Genomic DNA, 21,635 nt, shown 5'->3' with positions numbered 1-21,635 from the left:
GCCTTCAATACCATGTTTTATATAGGAAATATAATGGTCAGGACAGCGAAATCAGCGCCTTACTTGGGAAATGTGGGATGACATCTTCACCCAACGATCAGATGATCCACCTGCGCGCGATCAGATCGGAACGCTGCGCGGCATCAGATCGGAATACATGCGCGCGATGGTCGGAATCCGCACTCCGGGGCGGTTCGGGCCGTCGGCCGCAGATCGAGCCTCTCCCTACCCCTACCCCGCAGGGGTATCTGTTAAATAACACAAGGCCGGTTTTGGTTCCTTTTGTGGGGTTGCGTCCTGTGAACCCGGCATCGATCGGCCACGGGCCGATCGCTCAAGGTTTGGACGATCTTGCGAGCCTGTCGCGGCGCGAAAACGCCGGCTTCATGCAGAAGTCGGGTCGTCCAATGGCGCTTCAACTTGCCGCGTCTGGTCGCGAAAAAGTTGGAGGGAGACTGAAGGATCGTCTTTGCGCCAGGCCAGTCCGATCTGAAGCGTCGGGACAGGATCCTCGATTTCGATCAGCTTTATCCCTTCAGTAGAAACCGGCTGCGTGGCCATAGGCGCGAACAGCACGCCCATGCCTGCTCGCACGAGACCCATGCAGGTCTGATCGTCGCAGCTCTCAAGCGTCTTGGGACGAAAACCGGCCTGCCTGCAGATCGAGACCATCTCGTCATGGTTCGCGGAATTGCCCTGGTTATGGGGCACGATGAAGCGATCATGGGCGAAAGCCGACAGCGGCAAGGGCGAGGCGAGACCGAAATCGGCGCATGGATGACCGTCGGATACGGCCAGCATCATCCGTTCGCTGTGGATTGGCTCGATCGTCAGGCCGGAGTGAGACGCAGGAAGCAGGACGAACCCGACGTCGATCTCCGCCGAGAGCAATGCTTCGATCTGGGCGGATGTGGAGAATTCCTGGACCACAAGTTCGATGTCCGGGCGAATCTGCGTGAACCGACGTATATAGGCAGGCGCTACGGTCTGCATCGCGATCTTCGTTGTACCGATAGACAGGCGCCCGCTCTCAACGGCCACGGCATGTCTGATCGTCCTCTGGAGCGCTTCGGCTTGTCCAAGGAGGGGCCTTGCCGCCTTCAAAAGGACAACCCCTGCAGGCGTTAAAGCGACACGGCGCGTGGTACGCTCGAACAGCTTGGCTCCGAGATTGTGCTCGAGTTGCGCAACGGTGCGGGTCACGACGGGCTGGGACGTGCCAAGGCGCTCCGCGGCGCGGGCAAAGCTCAGCGATTCCGCCACACTCACGAAATGTCGCAGCGCCTTGAGATCCAGTGTCGCCATCGTTTGTCCACTTTTTCGGGCACTATGATTAATGCGAAATTGTTATTAATTCTATTGCCATCTTAGAAATTATCTTCGGCGATCCCCTCCCTATATCCTCGAAATAGGAGCTGCTTCCCGGCTCTGGACAGGTAGCGCGGAACGCTCCGGTCCGGGTCCTGGACAGAGACTTTTGGGCTTGCTGCCCGGTAATGCATCGCGTCGTTCTTCAGTGACCCAAGCGGGCCCCAGCCCAGTTGTGGACGTGAAGACGCGCGTATCGGCCGCAGCGACCCCAGCCACTGCGTGCATGAGCCCTGGTTCATGCACCGAACCCGTCTGACCCGCGCGCGCCGGCGGTTCAACATCGGACCATCGCGGGGCGCGCTAGAAATGTTCAGGAAGCAAGGAAATCGTCATGTTCAAGTTGGTCGCAATTGGCTTGGTTGGGGTCGTCGCGCTGGGTGCAGTCCCCGCCTCGGCACAGGTTTTCCAGGGGCCCTACATCGGCGCGCAAGCGGGCTGGAATCGGGACAGCGTCGATGCTCCCCGGACCGATGCCGGCATCGCTACGATCAACGACGAGAAGGACAGCTTCATCGGCGGCGCGTTCGTGGGCTATAATCAGACCGTGACGCCCAATATCGTGCTGGGCCTCGAGGGAAGCTTCAACGTCGGAGCCAGCGACGATATCCGGCGTAATGGCGTATCTATCAACCCCGACTATTCCTTCGACCTTTCGGCACGAGCCGGATATCTCATCGGCGGAAAGACGTTGATCTATGCACGCGGCGGGTATGAGAACATGCGCGCCAAGGTCCGTATTCCGAGCGCGTCCGGCGTGGTGAGCAACCGAGAGACGTTCGATGGCTGGACTGTTGGCGGCGGCGTCGAACGCGCCTTGCTCGATAAGGTCTCGGCCCGGCTCGAGTATCGCTACAGCGATCTGGGAAGCAACGGTCAGAAGTTCGACCGGCACCAGGTTCTCGCTGGTGTGGGATACCATTTCTAACGAACTCCATCGCCGCAACCAAGGATGGCCGCCTCTCCGGGCGGTCATCCAGACGCAACTTTCTGGACGGCCTCAGCAGCCCGTCAGCTCGAGGACAGAATGAACACCGAAGATTTTACGATCCACGATGTGAGCGATTTTCCGATCGTCCGTTTAGCCAGACCGCTGGATACGTCCGGCCTTTCTCCCCAGTGGTGTTTCGAGATGGAGAGGCTCGTGCGAGATGGGCGGCGCTTCGTGCTCATCTACCCGTCGCCGACCGGAGACGAACCGTTTGAGGATCGCACTGCGCGGACCCTGTGGTTGAAAGCCAATCGTGAAACGATGGCGAAGCTGTGTCTCTCGTTGATTATCGTCGAGCCCGATGCGGTTCAGCGCGCCGACCTTGAGAAGGTGTTCCCGCACCTCGAACATGCCTTTGGCGCACCCCAGACGGCTGCCGAGACGCAACAAGAAGCTCAGTTTCTGGCTGCCCGACTACTCGTATCGAACTAGCCGGCAGCCTGAGGGTCAGCCCGCTCTGACCCCGGTCGCGCCGTCCGGCTCTTCGTCAAACTGAGGATCCGCCAAACCGTCGACACTGCAAATATCGCTTGCCGCTGCGGTGACGGCGGTACGGATGAACGCCTCTTCGCTGCATCCGAGCCTGCTCGAAGCGTGTCGCACCATTGTGATTTCTGCAGCCGTGAAGGCTACTCGCCGGGTAACGTCTTCAGCCATTGCTGTCGCCCCCTCTGGACTTGTCTTGCGTCTCAACGAGTTCGGTGACGACGTCGGAGCCGCGAACGAGGGTCAGATCAACGGGGCACCGGTCGGCGATCGATAGTAGCTTGTCGCGCTGCTCGGCGGTGAGGTCCCCGACGAGGCGGATATCCCGGTTGAAGCGGTCTTGCGGCGTACGATCCTTGTCCCGACTGTGAGAGACGGCCACAAAAGCCTGATCCAGTGGCAAGTTCACCCGCTTTGCATAGAGGCGCATCGTGATAACGGTACAGGCAGCCAGACCTGCCGCGACCAACTCATAGGGTGTCGGCCCGCTCGCGAGACCACCCATCTCTACGGGTTCATCTGCAAGGAACCGGTGACGCCCCGCCTGGATAGCAACCTGGAACCTTCCTGCGCCGGTCTCATGCGCGGTCACCCCAGCCATGGGCTGGACAGGTCGAATGTCCCAGTCTGTCGCCGGCAGGTAGCGCGAAGCCCAGGCAGCGATAACCGATGCTGCATATTCTGCGTCCGCGCGCTCGCGCAACAGATGGTCGGCCTGATCCAGTGACACAAAGCTCTTGGGGTGCTTAGCGGCCTGAAAGAGGCGAGATGCGTTCTTAATTCCTACGACGTCGTCGCCAGGGGCGTGTAGCAGAAGCAGTGGAAGCTGCAGCGCTCCGATCCGCTCTTCCAGCGCCTGGGCGCGGGCATCCGTGACGAACTTGCGACCGACGACAAATGGTCTGTCAGCAAAGCTGACCTGCGCGCTTCCATCGCGCTCGATGCGCGTGAGACACTCTGGATCGATTGTGCTGAGGATATGGGCTACATCTGCAGGGGCGGCAATCGTGGCCACGGCGCGGACGGTCGGGATATCCACCGCGGCCATCAGACATGCCGCTCCGCCTAAACTATGTCCTACAAGGAGCGTGATCGGCATTTCAGCATCGCTCATTGCGTTCGCTGCACAAACCAGGTCCGCCACATCGGAGGCAAAGCCCGAATCGCGGAACTCACCCGCGCTGCCGCCAAGCCCGGCGAAGTCGAAGCGCAAGACGCCTATACCGGCCAGAGCCAACGCCCGTGAGATTCTGACGGCGGCGAGGCTGTCTTTCCCGCATGTGAAGCAGTGGGCGAAGAGGGCCCAGCCTCGCGGCGTCGTCGCAGGATGCTCGATCCGGCCAGAGAGTTGCTCCCCGGTACTGCTCATGAAATTGAATGCGGTTGCGGGCATGCCATCACCGTGCGTTGATGCTGTGGGGGAACAGGGCTGAAGGCCTGAAGCCTCCAGCCCTGATTGCTGTTCAGTTTTCAGGCAAAGCGTCGATGACGTCGAAGACCCGAGCGGTGTAGGTCAGCGCAGCGCCCGAATTCATAAAAATGGTGAAAGCCATCGCCTGAGCAATCTCTTCGCGCGTGAGGCCAAGGGAGATCGCTTTCTGGGCGTGAACCGAGATGCATCCGTCGCACCGGGTCGTGACTGCCACGGCCAGAGCGATCAATTCCATGACTTTGGGGTCAAGTAACCCGGACTTGGTCACGCCCTGCTCAACCATCATCAGGCCCTTCATCGAATCCGGGCTCAGCTTGGCAAACTCGCCGACGCGCGACATCAGCACGTCGCGATATCCATTCCAGTCCTGCATGTGATCATGATTGTTCAAGTCGAATACCCTTCATTTGGCTATCGCTTCGCGGTGGAGCGCTCGAGCTAATGGGTCAGCCGGGCGAACCGCTAAGCCGTTGAGAACAGCTGATCGGGCGCAGATGTCGAACTGCAGCGCTGAGCCGCAGACGATGATCGCGGTTCCTCTCATACCGACGGCGTGCCACTTCCCATCGTTGGAAGGTCAAGACCGAAATAGCCTGAACAAAAAAATGGCGGGCCAGGGCCGCAGCGCTATTGCGAACTATTCGTGATAAAGATAGGATGTTAGGATGAATGGCGGATCTGGGGTCGTCGTTCTCCCATCATCAATCACATGAGGGCGACCCTATGCCGCGCTTCGTCACGCCTCGTTCCCCTGTCCCCACCGACAGGTGCAAATGCCAATCCAATCCACTGTGCGCTGATCCGGGCAACGTGTTGCCGTTTAACGGGCCAGCGTCATATCCGATGACATTCCCGCCGCTGCTCCTGGGCACCGTATCGGGCGCGAGAAACTCCGCATGGCCTCTCTGGGCGGCGCTTCTCAGCCTGCTGTTTCTGGCATTCTCCGCAGTCTCGGCCAAAGCGCAGACGGTGAACAATGCCGACGTCGCGGTGGTGCAGCGCTATTTCGATGCCTGGAACAGCGGGGACATAGCAGCCCTGAAGGCAACGCTGGCGCCGTCGGTCGAGTATTTCAACACAAGCAATGGGGCGGTGAAGGCCGGCGTTGATGCGGTCACCGAAGTTCCGGTGCTGCTCAGCGGAATGATGCCTGATCGCAGACTCACGCTGCTTGCGGCTCCAGTCGCATCCGGCAATCAGGTCGCCGTCCAATGGACATTCAAAGCGACGCATCCGAGCGGTGTAAAAGAGCAGGGGCCGGTCACCTTCAGGGGAGCAAGCTTCTTTCGCGTTGAGCAAGGACGCATCGTCTGGATTGGCGACTACTACAACCACGCTACCCTCGAGGGGCAACTCGCGCGCTGAGCCGAGTGACGAAAACCTAGCAAGGATTTCCCGATGCCATACTTCACCCGCCCCTCACAAAGGGGCGTGCGTCGGCGCGCGCGCCTTCTTTGCGCCGTCAGCGCATTTTCTGGCATAGCGTTTTTGCCGCAGGCCGCCGTAGCGCAGTCTCCAACTTCCGATGGGCGGGCCGCGAATGACGAGCAGCCGGGCTGGCGGGACGAGATTATCGTCGTCGGACAGGGAGAGCGACAATCGCCGTCCATCTATACTGTCCCCGTCGTGACTGCCGCTACGCGTCTACCGCTGACGCTGCGGGAAACGCCACAGGCCGTCACCGTCATGACGCGCGAGAACCTCGATGATCAGCAGCTGAATTCGGTTCAAAATGCCCTCGAAGCGACGGCCGGCCTGTCTTCGAGAACCCTCGATAGCGAGCGCGTCACATTCTACGCACGTGGGTTTGCAATCGACAGCTTCCAGTATGATGGGATTCCAACAGCGTTCGTCAGTGGCGCGAGCTTTCTCGATACAGCTTTCTTCGAGCGGTTCGAGGTCGTGCGGGGTGCAACCGGCCTGCTGACCGGCACCGGCAATCCGTCGGCTTCCATCAATCTGGTACGTAAGCGGCCTGGTCGCCAGTTCGCAGCCTCTGCGACGCTGAGCGCCGGATCGTGGGACAATTTTCGCGGCATGGCTGATATCTCGGCGCCCTTGTCTCGCGATGGCCATGTGCGTGCCCGGCTGGTCGGGATTCTGCAAGATCGCGAGGGTCATGTGGACAGATATCGCCAGGCAAAGCGGAGCGTCTACGGCATTGTCGAGGCAGACCTTGGCCCCCGGACGCTCATCAGCATCGGCTATGACCATCAGGCGATCCGTCCTGAAGGCACGACCTGGAGTGGCATGCCGCTCTGGTTCTCGGACGGAACTCCAACGCGATGGTCCCGATCCAAATCGATGACGGCCGACTGGAGCCGTTGGGACAATACACTGGACTCGGCGTTCTTGACGCTTGAGCACCAATTCGCAGGACAGTGGGTCGCACGCGCAGCTGTCATGCATCAGCGTTCCTCATCGGATGCGCGCTTGTTTTCCGGGCTTGGCTATCCGGATCGCGTGACCGGCGAAGGCCTTCAGCCATTTGCCCTGGCGAGCTACACGCGCAGCCGGCAGAACAGCATCGATGCGACGCTATCAGGGCCTGTCAGCCTCTTGGGACGAAAGCATGACCTGGTGTTCGGCGTCATGGCGAACAGGCGGGTCGCCAACGAATTCAGCAGTGGCTTCGTGCTACCGTCGACGCCGTTTGAAAGCATATTCGATTGGACCGGCGCGTATCCCGAGCCCGATTTTGACGCTCGGCCGTTCTCGCGGACCCGTACCGTTACGCGGCAGGGGGCATTTTATGGTGCCGCCAAGCTCGACATCGTTGATCGGCTCAAGGTGATCGTCGGCACGCGGTTGACGTTCTACGATCTAGAACAACAGACGGCGCTTACATCCTTCGAATTCTCCAAAAGTGGCAGGATCACACCTTACGCGGGCGCCGTGCTTGATCTCGATTCCCACCATTCGGCCTATGTCAGCTATACAGAAATCTTCAATCCGCAGACCAACAGAGACCGGGACGAGAGGATGCTGGCGCCGACAAACGGGCGCAACGTCGAGTTCGGGGTCAAGGGGAGCTATTTCGGCGGCCGCGCCAGTGCATCGATCGCGGTCTTCAAATCCTGGCTAGACAATGTCGGCCAGATCGACCCGGGCCAGCTCTTGCCGGATGGAACGCAGGCGTATTTCGCCGCAAACGGGACCACTTCGCGGGGCGTCGAAATCGATCTGCAGGGCGAAATCCTTCCCGGCTGGAACACCTATGCCGGCTTTGCCCATTTCGTGGCAGAAAACGCCGACGGCGGCCGGTTGAATGCTGAGCTTCCCCGGACATCTGGGAGAATTTTCTCGACCTACCGATTTGCCGGACCGCTGCGGGCGGTGACCGTCGGTGGAGGCGTGAACTGGCGCAGCGCCTCTTTCGAGTCCGCCGCCAGCCCCATGGGTCCGGTTCGGACGCGTCAGGTGCCCTATGCGCTCGTGTCCCTCATGGCGCGCTATGATCTGTCGGCCCGGACTGACCTGAGCCTCAAGGTCAACAACCTCACCGATCGTCGCTACACCGTCGTGAACGGCTTCTTCAATCAGGTCCTGTTTGGCGAGCCGAGAAACGCGATGCTTGCGCTCACGGTGCGTTACTGATGCCCGAAGGGTGAGAAGCGGCTCAGGGGGGAGACGGTCGGAGACTGAAATGGCCGGGCCGACGCAAAGATGTTGACGCATGACATATGAACATGTATTCATACGTCATCATTGTTCATTCGCGAGTCTCGCATGTCAGCACACGCACACGCTGACCATGGTCACGGCCATGGTCATGATCACGACCATTCCCACACCCCGACCATCACCAAGGATAATGAACGTAAGGTCCTCCTTTCGTTCGGTCTGATCGCCTCCTTCATGGTCGTCGAAGTGGTGGGCGGCCTCTGGTCCGGCTCGCTGGCCCTGCTGGCGGACGCCGGCCATATGATGACGGACGCGGCGGCGCTTGCTCTTGCATACGCCGCGTTCCGCTTCGGGCAGCGCTCGCCCGACGCCAAGCGCACCTTCGGCTACCTGCGTTTTGAGGTCGTCGCCGGCCTTATCAACGCCGTCACTTTGTTCGCGATCGTCGCCTTTATCGTCTATGAAGCCTGGGAGCGTTTCAATCAGCCGCAGCCAGTCATGGCCGCGCCGATGTTCGGGGTCGCGATCGCTGGGCTTCTGGTGAACATTCTTGTCTTCTGGATCCTCACGCGTGGCGATAGCGAGCACGTCAACATCAAGGGCGCAGCGCTCCACGTCATGGGCGATCTGCTGGGTTCCGTGGGCGCTGTAGCCGCTGCCGTGGTCATCTATTTCACTGCCTGGACGCCTATCGATCCCATCCTCTCCGTGGTGGTCTCGCTTCTGGTCCTGCGCAGTGCCTGGAAGCTCCTCGGCAAGTCGCTGCACATTCTGCTGGAAGGCGCGCCGGATGGCGTTTCGGCTGAAGAGATCGAGCACCATATCCAGGACACGGTGCCGGGCGTTGCGTCGCTCAGTCACATCCACGTATGGTCGATCACCTCGGGGCGGACCCTTGCAACCATGCACGTCCGTCTCGCCGAAGGTTCGGATCCTCGCACGGTCGTACAGGCCGTCGAGCGGCAGCTTATTGATCGCTTTGAGATCGAGCACCCCACGGTTGCCGTGGATTGGAGCGGCTCGGACAGTTGCAGCCTTTCGCCCGAACGGACTGCTGCTGCGCCGAACAAAGCCAGCCACGATCATAGTGGCCACGACCATGGTCACGGCTCCGCCAAGAAGTCCACATGTGGCGGGGGTGCCGGAAAGCACGCTCACGCCCACTAACCGATCCGAGCCCCCCGCTCGGTCCCGTCGCCCCTGCCGCCCCAGAGCGGGGGCGACGGCTTCCCTCGAACAACCCGGGGCGGACTACAGGTTGTTCCGTTCGAAGTTCTCACGCCAGACGCTGTGCCCAACCTCGTCACGTGTGAGCTAATAGGGCAAAGAACTAATGCTCTGTTTCAAGCCATGACAAAAGATATAGTCATTTTTCTGTCATATGAATTCAGTGCTCGTTTCCGTTGTCTTAAATAAGGTGCGATCTTTAAGATGCGCATTACAAGACGAAGTGATGATACGGAATAACATTAACGGCGATCATGGTTCGTTGAAGATTTAGGTTCTCGGATGACATCCTTGGGAAAGCCGATTATGTACCTCGCCATGCGCCGCTTAGGACGTTTCCTTCTCTGCCTGCTGTCGTTGTCCATGCTGACGACGACGCTTGTGCATGCTCTGGAAGTTCCCAGCGCTCCGACCATCGAATGTTCGGGCTATGTGCATAGCGATGGCGACATGGATCAGACGCAAGGCGATACCGACAAGGCGATGCCGCACCATCACGGCGGCTGCCATGGTTCGTCAGCGTTCGTGCCGACCCTTGCCAATAGCGACATGATCTCTCTGGCACTGACCGCTCCGGTGGTCATCCCTCAACCTATATCCTCCAAGCGCTGGGCCATCGGCCCTAACCTGCGCCCGCCGATAGCCTGACAGAGCCATAGCGGATTGCTGCGCCTGAATTCGGGCCAGTGGTCATCCATGCCTCGTGTTCAGGATTCCCTTTCATGTTCCGATCCATTGCAGCCTTGCTGGCTGCCGTGTCCTGCGTCGCTGTGGCGCAGGCACAGGAAACGCCTGCTGCGGTAGCAGGGGCGTTACCCTACACCCTTGACCAGGCGGTTGCCGCTGCTGGCGGCAGTGCGCCGGCGGCAGAAGCTGCACAGGCCAATGTCGAGGCGGCGCGTGCCGCTCGTACCGTCGCTGGCCTTCGACCCAACCCGACCGTGCAGACCCAAGTAGAGAACATCGCGGGGAGCGGACCGTATAGCGGCGTTGGCAGTGCCGAATCGACGGTCAGTGTCGCAATCCCGATCGAGCTGGGCGGTAAGCGCTCGGCACGCATTGCGGTCGCTAATGCTCAGACCAATCGGGCTCTGCTCGTCTCGGCCATCACACAGGCGGACATCAGGCTACAGGTCACCCAGCTCTATGTGGAGGCAGTTGCAGCCGAACGCCGTGTCGAGACCGCACGCGATCAGTCTCGCATTGCCGGCGATGCCGCTAATGCCGCCAGTGTTCGCGTAAAGGCCGGGCGCGCCTCACCGATCGAGGAACAACGCGCCAACGTGGCCAAAATCAACGCCGACGCCGAGTTGATCCGAACCATTCGTCTGGCTCAGGCATCCCGGGCCAATCTGGCTCGTCGGATAGGGCAATCGGTGGACGGTCCGCTGGATACGGCATGGCTCGAGCGTTTGCCGCATGGATATGGTCCAGATGTTCCACCGACTGCAGCAGGCACGCTTGCTCTAGCGGCAGCGGACGCCGATCTGGCAGTTGCTGACGCGAATGTCCGGCTTGCCCGATCGCAACGGGTCCCCGATCTCGAAGCTGGACCTGGTGTACGCAGACTTTCGGCCACCAACGACACCGCGCTCATCTTCACCGTCACCATGCCGATCCCGATCTTCAATTCGGGCAGGGCCGCCGTCACGCAGGCCCGAGCGCAGCGCAATCAGGTGGAAGCGCAGAAGCGAATGACTGCGCTCGATATCGAGCAGGCCATAACCGATGCGCAAGCGGCCGCATCCAACGCTGCCGTGACCGCTCAAACTGCGACCGGACCTGCTCTTGAAGCAGCCCGCGAGGCGGCCCGCATCGCCCGTATCGGCTATCGGGAAGGCAAGTTCAGTCAGCTCGACCTGCTCGATGCGGAGCGAACGCTGGCGCAGACACGGCTCGCTGCCATCGACGCGCTCACCTCCTACCAGAATGCCCGTGCGCAGCTGGAGCGCCTGACCGCGCCAGCGCCGGAACAGGGGAACTGATCCATGCAATCCAGGAAGATCATCCACGCCGCTCTGCCTTTGTCGCTCATGCTCGCACTCGCCGCGTGCGGCGGTGGCACCGAGGAGACTGCGAACAATAAGGCCGCGCCTGCTGCTGAACATGAGGAGGGTGGCAACGCCCATGCGGACGAGGGCAAGATCACGCTGAGCGCCGACCAGATTGCTTCGGCCGGCATTCAGACCGCTCGGCCTCTGTTGGGAGGTGCGGGTACGATCGAGCTACCCGCTACTATCGATGGAGATCCACAAGGCACGCAGGTCGTGTCGGCCGCAATCGGCGGCCGTGTCGTGTCGTTGACCCGCAACCTTGGACAAGCGATCGGCCGGGGGCAAACGCTCGCGATCATCGAGAGCCGCGAGGCTGCATCTCTCAATGCCGAAACAGAGGCTGCCCGTGCGCGGCTGTCCCTGGCAAACAGCAATCTCGCGCGTGAGCAGCGATTGTTTTCGCAGCGTGTATCGCCCGAGCAGGACCTCATTGCCGCTCGCACAGCAGCGACCGAGGCCCGGATTGCGCTTCGTCTGGCGCAGCAACAGGTCGCGGCAGCCGGGACTGGGGGTGGGGGCCTCAATCGCATCGGCATCGTGGCACCTATGTCGGGCCAAGTGATCGGCCGTAGCGTGGTGCTGGGCCAAACGGTCGCTGCCGACGCCGAGCTGTTCCGCGTCGCAAATCTTTCCAGCGTCTCGCTCTCACTCAACCTTCAGGCCCAAGACGCCGGTCGGGTTCGTCCGGGCGCCACGGTGAGCGTCAAGGCTGGGGGTCGCCACGCAACTGCGAAAATCACATTCGTGTCGCCAGCGCTCGATGCCAACACCCGGCTCGTCCCCGTGATCGCGACGCTCGACAATCGAGAGGGTATCTGGCGTGTCGGCGAGCCGGTGACTGCGTCGATTGCCCTGGCGGCAAGCGGGGGCGACAGTACAGTCCACGTGCCTTTGACCGCCGTGCAGACGGACGAGGGTAAGTCGATCGTCTTCGTGCGGACAAAGACCGGTTTCCAGGCGACGGCTGTCCAGCTTGGCGACACGGCTGGCGACAGCGTGATCATCAAGTCGGGTCTCAAGGGCACCGAGGAGATCGCAACCGTCAACAGCTTCACGCTCAAGGCCGAGCTCGGCAAGGGCGAAGCCACCCATGAGGATCATTGAGCCATGATCGCCCCCATCGTAAACTGGGCGGTCGACAAGCGCTGGCTCGTCCTGCTGCTAACCGCCCTTGCCGCCGTGATTGGCGCTGTCGCGCTGTATCGCCTGCCGATCGACGCAGTCCCCGACATCACCAACAACCAGGTCCAGATCAACGTTCGCGCGCCCGCGCTTTCGCCTGAACTGGTCGAGAAGCAGGTTGCCTTCCCGATCGAAACCGCGCTGGCCGGAATTCCCGGCCTTGAATATAGCCGCTCGCTCAGCCGGAACGGCTTTGCACAGGTCACGGCGGTCTTTTCGGAAGACACCGACATATTCTTCGCCCGGCAGCAGGTGGGCGAGCGTCTGACCGGCGTGTCCGAGAATTTGCCGGACGGCGTGACCCCAGAGATGGGGCCGATCGCGACGGGGCTGGGCGAGGTCTATATGTGGACCGTCCGGCTGGAGCACCGCAAGGATGACAAGCATCAGCCCGGCGAACCCGGCATGCAGCCCGATGGGAGCTACATTACGCCAGAAGGCGAACGGCTGACCAACGACGCTGACAAGGCGACCTATTTGAGGACGGCCCAGGACTGGATCGTCTCGCCATTGCTCAAGAATACGCAGGGCCTTGCAGGCGTCGATTCGATCGGTGGCTTTGCCAAGCAATTCCTCGTCGTCCCCGATGTCCAGCGCCTGGCGTCAATGGGTATCACCCTGACGCAGCTCAGCACGGCTCTGGAGCGCAATAACACAAGCGTCGGAGGAGGCTTCGTCAATCGCAATGGTGAAGGCCTGGCAGTCCGGGCTGATGCCCTTGTCCGAAATGCCGACGAACTCTCCAAGATCGTGGTGGCGACCAGGGAGGGCGTCCCTATCACCCTTTCTCAGGTCGCTTCTGTCCGTACTGGTCAGGCAATCCGCATGGGATCTGCCTCGGAGAACGGCACAGAGGTGGTCGTCGGCACCGCGATCATGCGGATCGGTGAAAACAGTCGCACGGTCGCGACGGCTGTCGCCACGCGACTGGAGGAGATCAATGCTTCGCTGCCGCCCGACGTAATCGTCCAGCCGGTACTCGACCGTACGGCGCTGGTGAACTCAACCATCAAAACGGTTGCCAAGAACCTCAGCGAAGGCGCGCTGCTGGTTATCGTCGTGCTGTTCCTCCTGCTCGGCAACTTCCGTGCCGCGCTCATTGCCGCAATCATCATTCCAATCACCATGATGCTGACGGGTTTTGGCATGTTGCGGGCCGGCGTGTCGGCCAACCTCATGAGCCTTGGCGCGCTCGACTTCGGCCTCATTGTCGATGGCGCTGTCATCATCGTCGAGAACGCCTTGCGACGCATGGCGGAGAATCAGCATCGCGAAGGGCGTCTGCTGAGCGTGAAGGAACGTCTCGACACTGTCGCTTCTGCGGCACGCGAGATGATCAAGCCGTCGGTCTATGGCCAGGCGATCATCATCCTCGTCTATGTGCCGCTGCTCACCTTGACCGGCGTCGAAGGCAAGACCTTCGTTCCGATGGCGCTCACCGTCATCATAGCATTGGTCTGCGCTTTCATCCTTTCGCTGACCTTTGTGCCCGCCGCGATCGCCTTGTGGCTCTCCAAGCGGATCGAGGAGAAAGAAGGGCGGATCATGGGCTGGCTCAAGGCCCGCTACGAACCTGGTCTCGATCGGGCAATGAAGCGGCCGGTCGTCACTGTCGGCGCGGGCGTCGGTGGCTTCGCTCTGGCAATACTGGCCTTCATGTCGCTGGGGCAGGTCTTCTTGCCTCAGCTCGATGAAGGTGACCTCCTGATTCAGGCACTGCGTATTCCGGCTACATCGGTTCAGCAGAGCCAGGCAATGCAGGTCCCCATCGAGCAGATGATGTCGAAGCAACCGGAGGTGAAGTTCGTCTTCTCCAAGACGGGTACGGCCGAACTGGCATCCGACCCAATGCCGCCCAATGCTACCGACATGTTCGTCATTCTGAAGGACCGGAAAGACTGGCCGGACCCAAGCCTCACAAAGGAGGCGCTCATCTCCCGCATCGAAGGGCAGCTCAGCAAAATTCCCGGCAACGCTTATGAAATCACCCAACCGATCCAGATGCGCTTCAACGAGCTCATCGCCGGCGTCCGCGGTGACATTGCGGTCAAGGTCTTTGGAGATGACTTCAACACGATGAACGCAACTGCGGAAAAGATCGCCAGCGTTCTGCGCCGAACCAATGGTGCCGTCGACGTGAAGGTTGAGCAGACCACAGGTCTTCCCATGCTCGACATTCGGGTCAATCGTGATGCCATGGCTCGTCTCGGCGTTACCGCCCAGGACGTGCAGGATATCGTCAATGCGACCCTGGGCGGGCAGCCGTCAGGCATGATTTTCGAGGGCGATCGCCGCTTTCCTGTGGTGATCCGTCTTTCTGAAGATCAGCGCGCCGACATATCCTTGCTGAGCCAGGTGCAGGTCCCGACGCCAAGTGGGCAGTTCGTCCCCCTGGCAAGCGTCGCTGATATCCGCGTCATCGATGGTCCTAACCAAATCAGCCGCGAAAACGGAAAGCGGCGCGTCGTCGTCCAGGCGAACGTCCGCGGCCGTGACGTCGGTAGCGTCGTGGCCGATGCCCAGGCTGCCATTGGCAAGGATGTACGTCTTCCGCCAGGCAGCTATCTCGAGTGGGGTGGTCAGTTCGAGAATCTGGCATCGGCGCAGGCGCGTCTGCAACTGGTGATCCCGGCATGTTTCGTCCTGATCCTGCTGCTTCTCTATGGTGCGCTGGGGTCGGTGCGCGATGCTGCGATCGTTTTCACCGGCGTCCCGCTCGCTCTGGTGGGCGGCGTGCTTGCCCTCTTCCTGCGTGGCATGGACTTCTCCATCTCCGCAGCGGTCGGTTTCATCGCTCTGTCCGGCATTGCGGTCCTGAACGGTCTGGTGATGGTCTCCTCGATCCAGGATCTCATGCGGACGGGCATGGACCGGGCAGAGGCTGCGCGCACTGGCGCCCTCCAGCGGCTTCGGCCGGTGGTCATGACCGCGTTGGTGGCAAGCCTTGGGTTCGTGCCGATGGCGCTGGGCAGCGGCGCCGGGGCGGAAGTCCAGAAGCCGCTGGCGACGGTGGTTATCGGCGGCCTGATCTCGGCGACCCTTCTGACCTTGTTCGTCCTGCCTACGCTCTATGCGCGCTATGGACGCACGAAGATGGCCTCGCGAGAGGCCACCGACGGCAGGATCTCTCCACCTGCGCAGCCGCAGCACTGAAGAGGGGGGAGGGCCGCAGCTGCCGCCCTCCCATCCTTTCCCGTTAATCGAGCCAGAGGATCGAACCGATGAGCGAGGAAACCATGTTCGATCCTGCCATCGCAGATGCCCGGAACACGCCTCTCCCGGCCGATCTCAAAAAATGTGTGTCGTTGTATCAGCCGGCAACGGGTTTCCGGCCAGGCCCCTTACACCCCACCAAGTACCAGCCAGGGGCCACCGGTCGATGAGGAGGCTCAATTCACGCCCCCTCGGATTGGGCTTAGCGGGCTGCGCGATCCTCGGCGTGCTCGGCGTGCTCGGCGTGGGATTGGCGGCCGGCCTGCTCAGCGGCGCGTCCAAGGACCTCTCGAAGCTAGAAAGATTCGAGTTCTCGATCGAGCCAGGCGAAACGCATCGGATCGGATCGTGGCTTACATGGTTGCGGGCGGGAGGATGAGGTTCGATAGCGACAGCGGAGCTGGCAGGGTTCGCTACCGCCTTCGTCTGGAAGACGGTCATAGCAGTTCTCTCATCGCCAATGGCGTTACATCGGCGAAGCAGCGAGGTGAACTAAGCCCTCAACATGGCAGCCTCTACGAATGGACCTGGGACAACCTCTCGCCGGGGCCGGTCCATGTCATCTTTTGTGCAGAAGGCGATTTCGATATTCTGGACAGGGTGGATGTTCGCTGATGTTGCCACTCTGAGCTCTGCGGCATTCACCCTCCACTGTTCACCAGCGGCGTGTTGATCAGGTTGTCCCGCCATTCTGCGATCGATGGCAAGAGGTTCGAGAGTTCCAGCGCTCGGCCGTCAAGAAGCACCGCCAACAAATTTGCGCATGTATAGTCTTCCCATGGGGTGACAGCTTCGATCTGCTGAAGCGTCCTTAGCGCATTGCCTTTCAACGTACCGCCATCGAGCCCGTTAAGAGCCTCGATCCACTCTTCCATGTGCTTCCAGTAATTGGCCGCCGCGTTGAGCGCTGCGGCCAATGACAGGCCGCCCCGCAGGATCGGCGGCACCTTCAACGCATCGATCAGACTGATCCCCAGACCGGTTCGGGTAGCGGTAAGATAGCGCTGAATGGCAATGAAGCCATGACCTATAAAATACTCGCCGGCGTCACAGAGCCCGTCAGATTCGGGGTCACGGGATGACACGATCGCTGCATTGATCCGACAAATTTCAATGTCCAGCAGCTTCAAGTGCCTGCCGAGCAAGGCAAAATCCGCATCAGCGTAATCCCCACCGACCCTAATAATCGCCATGGTGCTCATAGCCAACTTCGGACCAGTAGGCAGCTTCACGATCGGCATTCAGCTGATCCAGCGAGGCTGGTATCATCGTGAAATCGAGATTGTACATCGGCATCTGCCAGAACTGGTGAAACCAGCGCACATGTTCCTGGGTCGCGCTTTCGGATACCAACTCTTCGTCTTCGAGGCGCTTGGCCAACTGCCGCGTCAGGTCTCTGACATGGCCAGAATGCTCCTTGGCCCGAAAATCGACGGTGCCCCAGATATCGCTGGCCGCCTCTAACCCTGCCCTCGAAAATACGCCTACAGCATCGAGCGCCTCGATCAGCGTCAGTGCGAAGGGGCGTGTATGTATGCCCAAGCTCGAGAAGAGCGTCGGGTCACTCCACTGCGGTACACCATCTTCGTGCTGTTCGATGTCAGCGTAGAGGGTGCTCTCGCGGCTGTAGATTGCCCAGTTCGGCAGGATATATTCGCTCATTCCGCCTTCGAGATAATGGCCCTGGCGTTCGCTATCGACATAGTCCTGTAACTGCTCGACGTTGACGGGCCGCCAGCTCTGCGCCTTGGCGTATATGAGCCTGGCAAGATGGCTGTAGAAGTTCTTCACAATGCGCCCGATGCGCCCATCGACCTTGGAAGGCGGGCATCGAACCAGATCGAGCAAGATCAGCGCTTTCGCAGATTCTTCCTCGGCGAAGCCTTCGAGAACAGACGCTTCCCGGGGATTGTCGGTCAGCTTCTCAGCGGCGTTCCAAAACCCACGCGCGCTTGTCAGAATGATCGTCAGGCCCTCGGCAATGAAGTCTAGCCGCTCCGACTGCGCCATCTCACGCATCGCGCCGGCCTTCTTGGCGCCATAGGGAACAGAATTACGCTGTGTCGTCATGTGTAGCTCAAGACAGTGGCGGAAGGGGCGTGTTGGAACTGAACGATATTAGCATCGGCAAGTCTACGGTTCATGGAGACACGCGATGCTTTGTCCATTGATTACGGCTGCTGCATTCGCGAGGAAATCAAGATTTCTATGTCGAAACCTTGTTTTTCCGCCGCAGGGGCGTGCCAGTGGCTTACCGCGGCCTGCATCATCAGGTGACCCGCCTTTTGGTAATCGACTGGTGCCTTAGCCGCGCCACGCCATCGGGTTTGTAGACGCTCCCGCGGTCTTCAGCCGGCTCTTCCAGGTCCGCGATGATCGGGCAGTCTGGTCGGGCATCGCCGACACAGCCAGTAACGAGTGTCTGAAGCGTCCCGCGCATCTGCTCGAGAGCGGTGATCCGGGCACTCAACTCGTCTATATGGGATTGGGCAATCTTCTTTACATCCGCACTCTGTCGCGAACGGTCCCGCCACAGGCTCAACAAGTCGTTGATCTCGGCGACCGCAAATCCCATGTCCCGCGCCCGACGAATGAAGCGCAGATTGTGAACATCGGCATCCGAATAATCGCGATACCCGGAGTCGCGCCGGTCAGCCTTTGGGATGAGGCCAGTTTGTTCATAGTAGCGGATCATCTTGGCGGATACGCCTGACGCCTTTGCGGCTTGCCCTATGTTCATTCCTCTTCTCCTGCGCTCAGGGTCCCTGGATAGTATCTCGCTTTTCAGCTCCTGTCGGCCAGCGCCTTGATGAGCGGACCGACGACTTCACGGACCGCGAGCGCCGCGCCTTCCGCATCCTTTCGCTCGATGGCGTCTACGATGGCCTCATGCGCTTCAAGGGCCGGTTCGGGCAGGTCCACCTCGTCAAGGACCGACCAGACCCCGGAGCGGATCGCCTGCGAGAAGTAGCGATAGAGCTCGATCAGCGCTGTGTTGCCTGAAACGGACGCAAGAGCACTGTGAAAGGCGATATCCGCATCGACGAACTTCTCCAGACGGCTGTGGTCTTCCTGATTTCCGCGAACCTTGAGGAGTTTCCGCAACTTGATGACGTCTGCATCGGAGCGCTGGGTCGCCGCGCGACGGGCCGCTTCGGCCTCGAGCATGGCGCGCAACTCGAAATGATCGTGGAGGCTAGAGCGGCTCACCCGTCGCATAACCTCCGTCGGATCGACGTTCAGCCGGACGTAAGTTCCATCACCTTGGCGAACTTCCAGGACTTCAGCATGAGACAGGACCCTGATCGCCTCGCGGGTCGTATTGCGGCTGACGCCCAACAGGTCCGCAAGCTCCTGTTCCTTGGGGATGCGCTCGCCCACACGCCAGGCCCCGCTCTCAATCTGGGTGCGGATCTGTTCGATTGCCGAGTCGACAAGCGACCGGCGAGGCGCCTGCGTTAGGGTTGCGTTTCGAGTCATCGACTTCTCCTAGCGGATTTCATCCGGTCATCCCATCAATTTGGCGTTCAATATATGACCGAAATCCGCGCTTTTCCGGGGCCTTGGCGCCCAGCATCGCCGCGGTCGGCGAATGCCATCATCGTTGACCAGCTTACCACAGCTTGAAACTTTGGAAAGAGAAAGGTAGGATGATTGGATGTTAAAGGGTGAGCAGGCTTGGAGTCTCCGGCCCTGACACCCGCTAACCCAGGACAATCCTGCCCATGTCAGTCACAATCAAAATGGATGTGCGCGAAGCCACCGCCTGCGCTTTGGGCGTCAGGGGATGAGGCTGCAGACGATTGAAAGTCGGCTCGGCGGCAGGACCGCGAACGCCCTTGGCCTCGCAACCCGGCAGCTGAAAGTCTTTGACCTGCTCACGCCGCGCTGGGCCTATGTCTTTCGCTCGGTAACCGCCGCCGCGCTCGCCTATTGGGTCGCCTATACCCTTCAGATGGACAAGCCTTATTCGGCCGCTTCGACCGTGATGCTTGTCGCGAACATGAATCAGGGCGCCGTGCTGGCGAAGGGAAGCTGGCGACTGGCAGGTACGGTGGTTGGCGGCATTGCCGCTATCATCGTCATGGGCCTCTTCATTCAGGCCCCTGCGTTGTTCCTCATTTTCTTCGGGCTTTGGCTAGGCATATGTAGCGGCGCCGCGACGCTCATTCGCGGGTTCCGATCAACCGGACCTGCGGTTGCGGGCTATACACTGGGCTTTGCAACCTATGGTGCGCTCGAAGTTCCCGAAAACGCACTGAGCATCGTGCTGGGACGGGTGGCAAGCGTGGCGGTCGGTGTCGTCTGCCTTGGGCTTGTGACGGCGATTTTCTCCAGGCGCGCCGCTCGCGGCAAACTTGAAGGTGCGATCACAAGGCAATTGACCATGATTGGGCGCCTCGTGCTTGATCGTGTGGAAAACAATCCGGAGCGAGTCCAGGATGTGGGCGCCACCCACATAGCCGACATGTTCGCAATCGAAGACCTGCTCGAACTGAGCAGGGCTGAATCAACGGATGTCGCGGTGCGCGTCGGAGCGGTCCGCGAGGGGCTGGCGGGGATGTTCGCCGCCTTGCTTGGTGCGCGCGAACTCGCCTTTGCCTCCGTCGCCCGGGACCCGTCGTTTCTCAAGGCTCGCGAACTAGTAGGCGCTCATCTGCCGGCGGCTATCGGTCGCATCGAGACCGGCGACCGGGCCGGTCTCCAAGCCGCACTTGCAGAAATTCGGGGGCTTCACCTCAGCCTCCATCAGATCATCGCCGAGCTTGAGGTCGCCCATGACCGCGCCGACGTGATCATCGCGCTCGATCAGCTGCTCGAGGTCATCGAGGACTGGGAAAGTGGCATCGCTGGCTTACTGGGGCTTAACGGCGTGCATGCGCACCCCACACGCGGCTTCCATTTCCATCGCGACTGGACTGCGGCCGTGGAGAACGGCGTGCGCGCCCTTTTGTCGATCGTCATCGCTGGCGGTATCGGTATCGGTGTGGGTCTGCAGCAATGGCCACTCATGCTGCTTCTGCTGGCGCCCTACAGCATCCTCATGGCAATGACCGGCGATCCGGTGGGAGGCGCGTGGTCTTTTGTGAGGGGGACGCTGGTTGCCCTGCCAGCCGCGTTCATATGCGTTTTTCTCCTGCTTCCGTCGGTCAATGGCTTTCCGCTGTTGATCGCATCGATGCTGCCTTTCTGGCTTGCCGGGTTCTACGCAACGACGGTGCCACGCTACGTGTTCGATGGCATGGGTTTCCTCGTGGCTTTCAACACGCTGGTCTATGCGCAGAACCAGATGCTGTTCGACGGCGCCTTCTTCCTGAACGAGGCGCTGGGTTGGATGGTCGCCGTGATCGCCACTCTGTTGGTCCTCAAGCTTATCCTCCCCTTCAACCCTGTCGCGAGGGCCCATCGCTACGAGACAGCATTCCGGAGAGCTGTCACGATGGCGATCCGCAAAGGATGGACCGGGCGTCGGCACGCTTGGGAGCATCTTCAGCACCACCGCCTCGTAAACATCGCCGTCAGTCTGAAGGCGAGGCCATCAGTGGCCGCTGCGGTTCTGACCGAAGCGCTCGGGGCACTGCACTATGGGCGGACCGCGCTCCGGCTCAGGGCCGCGTTACAGGATGACAGGATTTCCGAGCGCGCGCTCCACTTCGGGAACGCTGCCCTAGACGCGGCGGCGCTCGATGATCCGGCGACAAGCCTGACGCTTGATTCCTTGTTCGAGGCAACACAACAATCGGATCACCAAGGCGGCGAGGATCAGGCGATCACGCACAGGGTCGCTGCATGCATCCGTAATCTCAGCATCCTCAAGCAAGCGCACGGCGCGTGGATCGCCGGGACGAGGAAAATCGCATGACCGAAGTCAATTTCGCCGGCGTCTACCTGCCGCCGCTGCTTCTCTACCTCATCGCGGCGCTGCCTGTCTTCGTTGGGACACGGGCGCTGCTGACACGAACAGGCGTGCTGCGGTTCGTCTGGCACCCGGGCCTGATGGAATGCGCGGTCTATCTCGCGATCCTCGCTGCTCTGTTTTTCCTTTTGTGAGATTTGC

Annotated in this window: 20 protein-coding genes; 12 read left to right on the top strand and 8 right to left on the bottom strand. The window is 60.7% G+C overall.

All coding sequences use genetic code 11. From position 1 onward, the window contains the following. Positions 1-384 precede the first annotated feature (384 nt). Positions 385-1,305 (bottom strand): LysR family transcriptional regulator, encoded by a 921-nt coding sequence (locus ACH0CP_RS16940; RefSeq protein ID WP_037445060.1) that lies wholly within the window; start codon positions 1,303-1,305, stop codon positions 385-387. 397 nt (positions 1,306-1,702) lie between these two features. Between ACH0CP_RS16940 and ACH0CP_RS16935 the strand changes: the two genes are divergently transcribed. Together ACH0CP_RS16935 and ACH0CP_RS16930 are read left to right on the top strand one after the other, a co-directional pair. After that, a complete protein-coding gene (locus ACH0CP_RS16935; protein ID WP_052648637.1) occupies positions 1,703-2,296 on the top strand; it encodes an outer membrane protein in 594 nt (197 codons plus the stop codon). 99 nt (positions 2,297-2,395) lie between these two features. Continuing rightward, the gene (locus ACH0CP_RS16930) at positions 2,396-2,791 is read left to right on the top strand and encodes a hypothetical protein (protein ID WP_037445062.1); all 396 of its coding nucleotides are present in this window, start codon (positions 2,396-2,398) and stop codon (positions 2,789-2,791) included. Positions 2,792-2,806: 15 nt separating this feature from the next. Here ACH0CP_RS16930 and ACH0CP_RS16925 read toward each other — a convergent pair whose 3' ends face one another. The 3 genes from ACH0CP_RS16925 to ACH0CP_RS16915 all read right to left on the bottom strand — a co-directional run bounded on the left by ACH0CP_RS16925 (position 2,807) and on the right by ACH0CP_RS16915 (position 4,668). Further along, positions 2,807-3,016 carry a hypothetical protein gene (locus ACH0CP_RS16925; protein WP_037445063.1) on the bottom strand — a complete coding sequence of 70 codons (210 nt, stop codon included), beginning with the start codon at positions 3,014-3,016 and terminating at the stop codon, positions 2,807-2,809. Then, positions 3,009-4,238: a bifunctional alpha/beta hydrolase/OsmC family protein gene (locus tag ACH0CP_RS16920; RefSeq protein ID WP_037445064.1), complete on the bottom strand. Its 1,230-nt coding sequence runs from the start codon at positions 4,236-4,238 to the stop codon at positions 3,009-3,011. Before ACH0CP_RS16920 ends, ACH0CP_RS16925 begins: the two co-directional genes overlap by 8 nt. Positions 4,239-4,308: 70 nt before the next feature. Next, positions 4,309-4,668 carry a carboxymuconolactone decarboxylase family protein gene (locus ACH0CP_RS16915; protein ID WP_235181762.1) on the bottom strand — a complete coding sequence of 120 codons (360 nt, stop codon included), beginning with the start codon at positions 4,666-4,668 and terminating at the stop codon, positions 4,309-4,311. A gap of 452 nt (positions 4,669-5,120) precedes the next feature. Between ACH0CP_RS16915 and ACH0CP_RS16910 the strand changes: the two genes are divergently transcribed. From ACH0CP_RS16910 to ACH0CP_RS16875, 8 genes are all read left to right on the top strand, one after another. Then, positions 5,121-5,642 (top strand): nuclear transport factor 2 family protein, encoded by a 522-nt coding sequence (locus ACH0CP_RS16910; protein WP_048939625.1) that lies wholly within the window; start codon positions 5,121-5,123, stop codon positions 5,640-5,642. A gap of 33 nt (positions 5,643-5,675) precedes the next feature. Next, a complete protein-coding gene (locus tag ACH0CP_RS16905; protein ID WP_234415798.1) occupies positions 5,676-7,874 on the top strand; it encodes a TonB-dependent siderophore receptor in 2,199 nt (732 codons plus the stop codon). Between the two features lie 132 nt (positions 7,875-8,006). Next, complete coding sequence (locus ACH0CP_RS16900; RefSeq protein ID WP_037445065.1) at positions 8,007-9,068, top strand: cation diffusion facilitator family transporter; 1,062 nt, start codon at positions 8,007-8,009, stop codon at positions 9,066-9,068. A 366-nt stretch (positions 9,069-9,434) separates the two neighbouring features. Then, on the top strand, positions 9,435-9,776 hold the full coding sequence (locus ACH0CP_RS16895) for a hypothetical protein (protein ID WP_234415797.1): 342 nt from the start codon (positions 9,435-9,437) through the stop codon (positions 9,774-9,776). A gap of 74 nt (positions 9,777-9,850) precedes the next feature. After that, a complete protein-coding gene (locus tag ACH0CP_RS16890) occupies positions 9,851-11,113 on the top strand; it encodes a TolC family protein (RefSeq protein ID WP_037445066.1) in 1,263 nt (420 codons plus the stop codon). Between the two features lie 3 nt (positions 11,114-11,116). Further along, a complete protein-coding gene (locus tag ACH0CP_RS16885) occupies positions 11,117-12,286 on the top strand; it encodes an efflux RND transporter periplasmic adaptor subunit (RefSeq protein ID WP_052648640.1) in 1,170 nt (389 codons plus the stop codon). Positions 12,287-12,289: 3 nt separating this feature from the next. Next, a complete protein-coding gene (locus tag ACH0CP_RS16880; RefSeq protein ID WP_037445067.1) occupies positions 12,290-15,517 on the top strand; it encodes an efflux RND transporter permease subunit in 3,228 nt (1,075 codons plus the stop codon). 408 nt (positions 15,518-15,925) lie between these two features. Then, positions 15,926-16,192, top strand: coding sequence for a hypothetical protein (locus tag ACH0CP_RS16875; protein WP_125445807.1), 267 nt, complete (start codon positions 15,926-15,928; stop codon positions 16,190-16,192). 26 nt (positions 16,193-16,218) lie between these two features. Here ACH0CP_RS16875 and ACH0CP_RS16870 read toward each other — a convergent pair whose 3' ends face one another. The 4 genes from ACH0CP_RS16870 to ACH0CP_RS16855 form a co-directional block, all read right to left on the bottom strand. Beyond that, positions 16,219-16,818 carry a hypothetical protein gene (locus tag ACH0CP_RS16870; RefSeq protein ID WP_125445808.1) on the bottom strand — a complete coding sequence of 200 codons (600 nt, stop codon included), beginning with the start codon at positions 16,816-16,818 and terminating at the stop codon, positions 16,219-16,221. After that, positions 16,757-17,647: a hypothetical protein gene (locus ACH0CP_RS16865; RefSeq protein ID WP_200875329.1), complete on the bottom strand. Its 891-nt coding sequence runs from the start codon at positions 17,645-17,647 to the stop codon at positions 16,757-16,759. The genes ACH0CP_RS16870 and ACH0CP_RS16865 overlap by 62 nt, the downstream gene beginning before the upstream one ends. Positions 17,648-17,846: 199 nt before the next feature. Further along, positions 17,847-18,317 (bottom strand): Cu(I)-responsive transcriptional regulator, encoded by a 471-nt coding sequence (cueR, locus tag ACH0CP_RS16860; protein WP_037445076.1) that lies wholly within the window; start codon positions 18,315-18,317, stop codon positions 17,847-17,849. A 44-nt stretch (positions 18,318-18,361) separates the two neighbouring features. Beyond that, a complete protein-coding gene (locus ACH0CP_RS16855) occupies positions 18,362-19,057 on the bottom strand; it encodes a FadR/GntR family transcriptional regulator (RefSeq protein ID WP_048938670.1) in 696 nt (231 codons plus the stop codon). Between the two features lie 307 nt (positions 19,058-19,364). On the opposite strand from ACH0CP_RS16855, the gene ACH0CP_RS16850 reads away from it, so the two are divergent. Together ACH0CP_RS16850 and ACH0CP_RS16845 are read left to right on the top strand one after the other, a co-directional pair. After that, complete coding sequence (locus ACH0CP_RS16850; RefSeq protein WP_048938671.1) at positions 19,365-21,440, top strand: FUSC family protein; 2,076 nt, start codon at positions 19,365-19,367, stop codon at positions 21,438-21,440. Beyond that, the gene (locus ACH0CP_RS16845) at positions 21,437-21,628 is read left to right on the top strand and encodes a DUF1656 domain-containing protein (RefSeq protein ID WP_037445084.1); all 192 of its coding nucleotides are present in this window, start codon (positions 21,437-21,439) and stop codon (positions 21,626-21,628) included. Before ACH0CP_RS16850 ends, ACH0CP_RS16845 begins: the two co-directional genes overlap by 4 nt. Positions 21,629-21,635: the final 7 nt, after the last annotated feature.

This window comes from Sphingomonas sp. 179-I 2A4 NHS (genome assembly GCF_045369135.1).
GTDB lineage: Bacteria > Pseudomonadota > Alphaproteobacteria > Sphingomonadales > Sphingomonadaceae > Sphingomonas.
Note: the sequence above shows the minus strand (reverse complement) of the source record. Positions and strands in the feature narration are given on the sequence as shown.

Coding starts and splice junctions, on each gene's coding strand:
- ACH0CP_RS16940 (WP_037445060.1), bottom strand. CDS start 1,305: ATGGCGACACTGGATCTCAAGGCGCTGCGACATTTCGTGAGTGTGGCG.
- ACH0CP_RS16935 (WP_052648637.1), top strand. CDS start 1,703: ATGTTCAAGTTGGTCGCAATTGGCTTGGTTGGGGTCGTCGCGCTGGGT.
- ACH0CP_RS16930 (WP_037445062.1), top strand. CDS start 2,396: ATGAACACCGAAGATTTTACGATCCACGATGTGAGCGATTTTCCGATC.
- ACH0CP_RS16925 (WP_037445063.1), bottom strand. CDS start 3,016: ATGGCTGAAGACGTTACCCGGCGAGTAGCCTTCACGGCTGCAGAAATC.
- ACH0CP_RS16920 (WP_037445064.1), bottom strand. CDS start 4,238: ATGCCCGCAACCGCATTCAATTTCATGAGCAGTACCGGGGAGCAACTC.
- ACH0CP_RS16910 (WP_048939625.1), top strand. CDS start 5,121: ATGACATTCCCGCCGCTGCTCCTGGGCACCGTATCGGGCGCGAGAAAC.
- ACH0CP_RS16905 (WP_234415798.1), top strand. CDS start 5,676: ATGCCATACTTCACCCGCCCCTCACAAAGGGGCGTGCGTCGGCGCGCG.
- ACH0CP_RS16900 (WP_037445065.1), top strand. CDS start 8,007: ATGTCAGCACACGCACACGCTGACCATGGTCACGGCCATGGTCATGAT.
- ACH0CP_RS16895 (WP_234415797.1), top strand. CDS start 9,435: ATGTACCTCGCCATGCGCCGCTTAGGACGTTTCCTTCTCTGCCTGCTG.
- ACH0CP_RS16890 (WP_037445066.1), top strand. CDS start 9,851: ATGTTCCGATCCATTGCAGCCTTGCTGGCTGCCGTGTCCTGCGTCGCT.
- ACH0CP_RS16885 (WP_052648640.1), top strand. CDS start 11,117: ATGCAATCCAGGAAGATCATCCACGCCGCTCTGCCTTTGTCGCTCATG.
- ACH0CP_RS16880 (WP_037445067.1), top strand. CDS start 12,290: ATGATCGCCCCCATCGTAAACTGGGCGGTCGACAAGCGCTGGCTCGTC.
- ACH0CP_RS16870 (WP_125445808.1), bottom strand. CDS start 16,818: ATGCCGATCGTGAAGCTGCCTACTGGTCCGAAGTTGGCTATGAGCACC.
- ACH0CP_RS16865 (WP_200875329.1), bottom strand. CDS start 17,647: ATGACGACACAGCGTAATTCTGTTCCCTATGGCGCCAAGAAGGCCGGC.
- cueR (WP_037445076.1), bottom strand. CDS start 18,317: ATGAACATAGGGCAAGCCGCAAAGGCGTCAGGCGTATCCGCCAAGATG.
- ACH0CP_RS16855 (WP_048938670.1), bottom strand. CDS start 19,057: ATGACTCGAAACGCAACCCTAACGCAGGCGCCTCGCCGGTCGCTTGTC.
- ACH0CP_RS16850 (WP_048938671.1), top strand. CDS start 19,365: ATGAGGCTGCAGACGATTGAAAGTCGGCTCGGCGGCAGGACCGCGAAC.
- ACH0CP_RS16845 (WP_037445084.1), top strand. CDS start 21,437: ATGACCGAAGTCAATTTCGCCGGCGTCTACCTGCCGCCGCTGCTTCTC.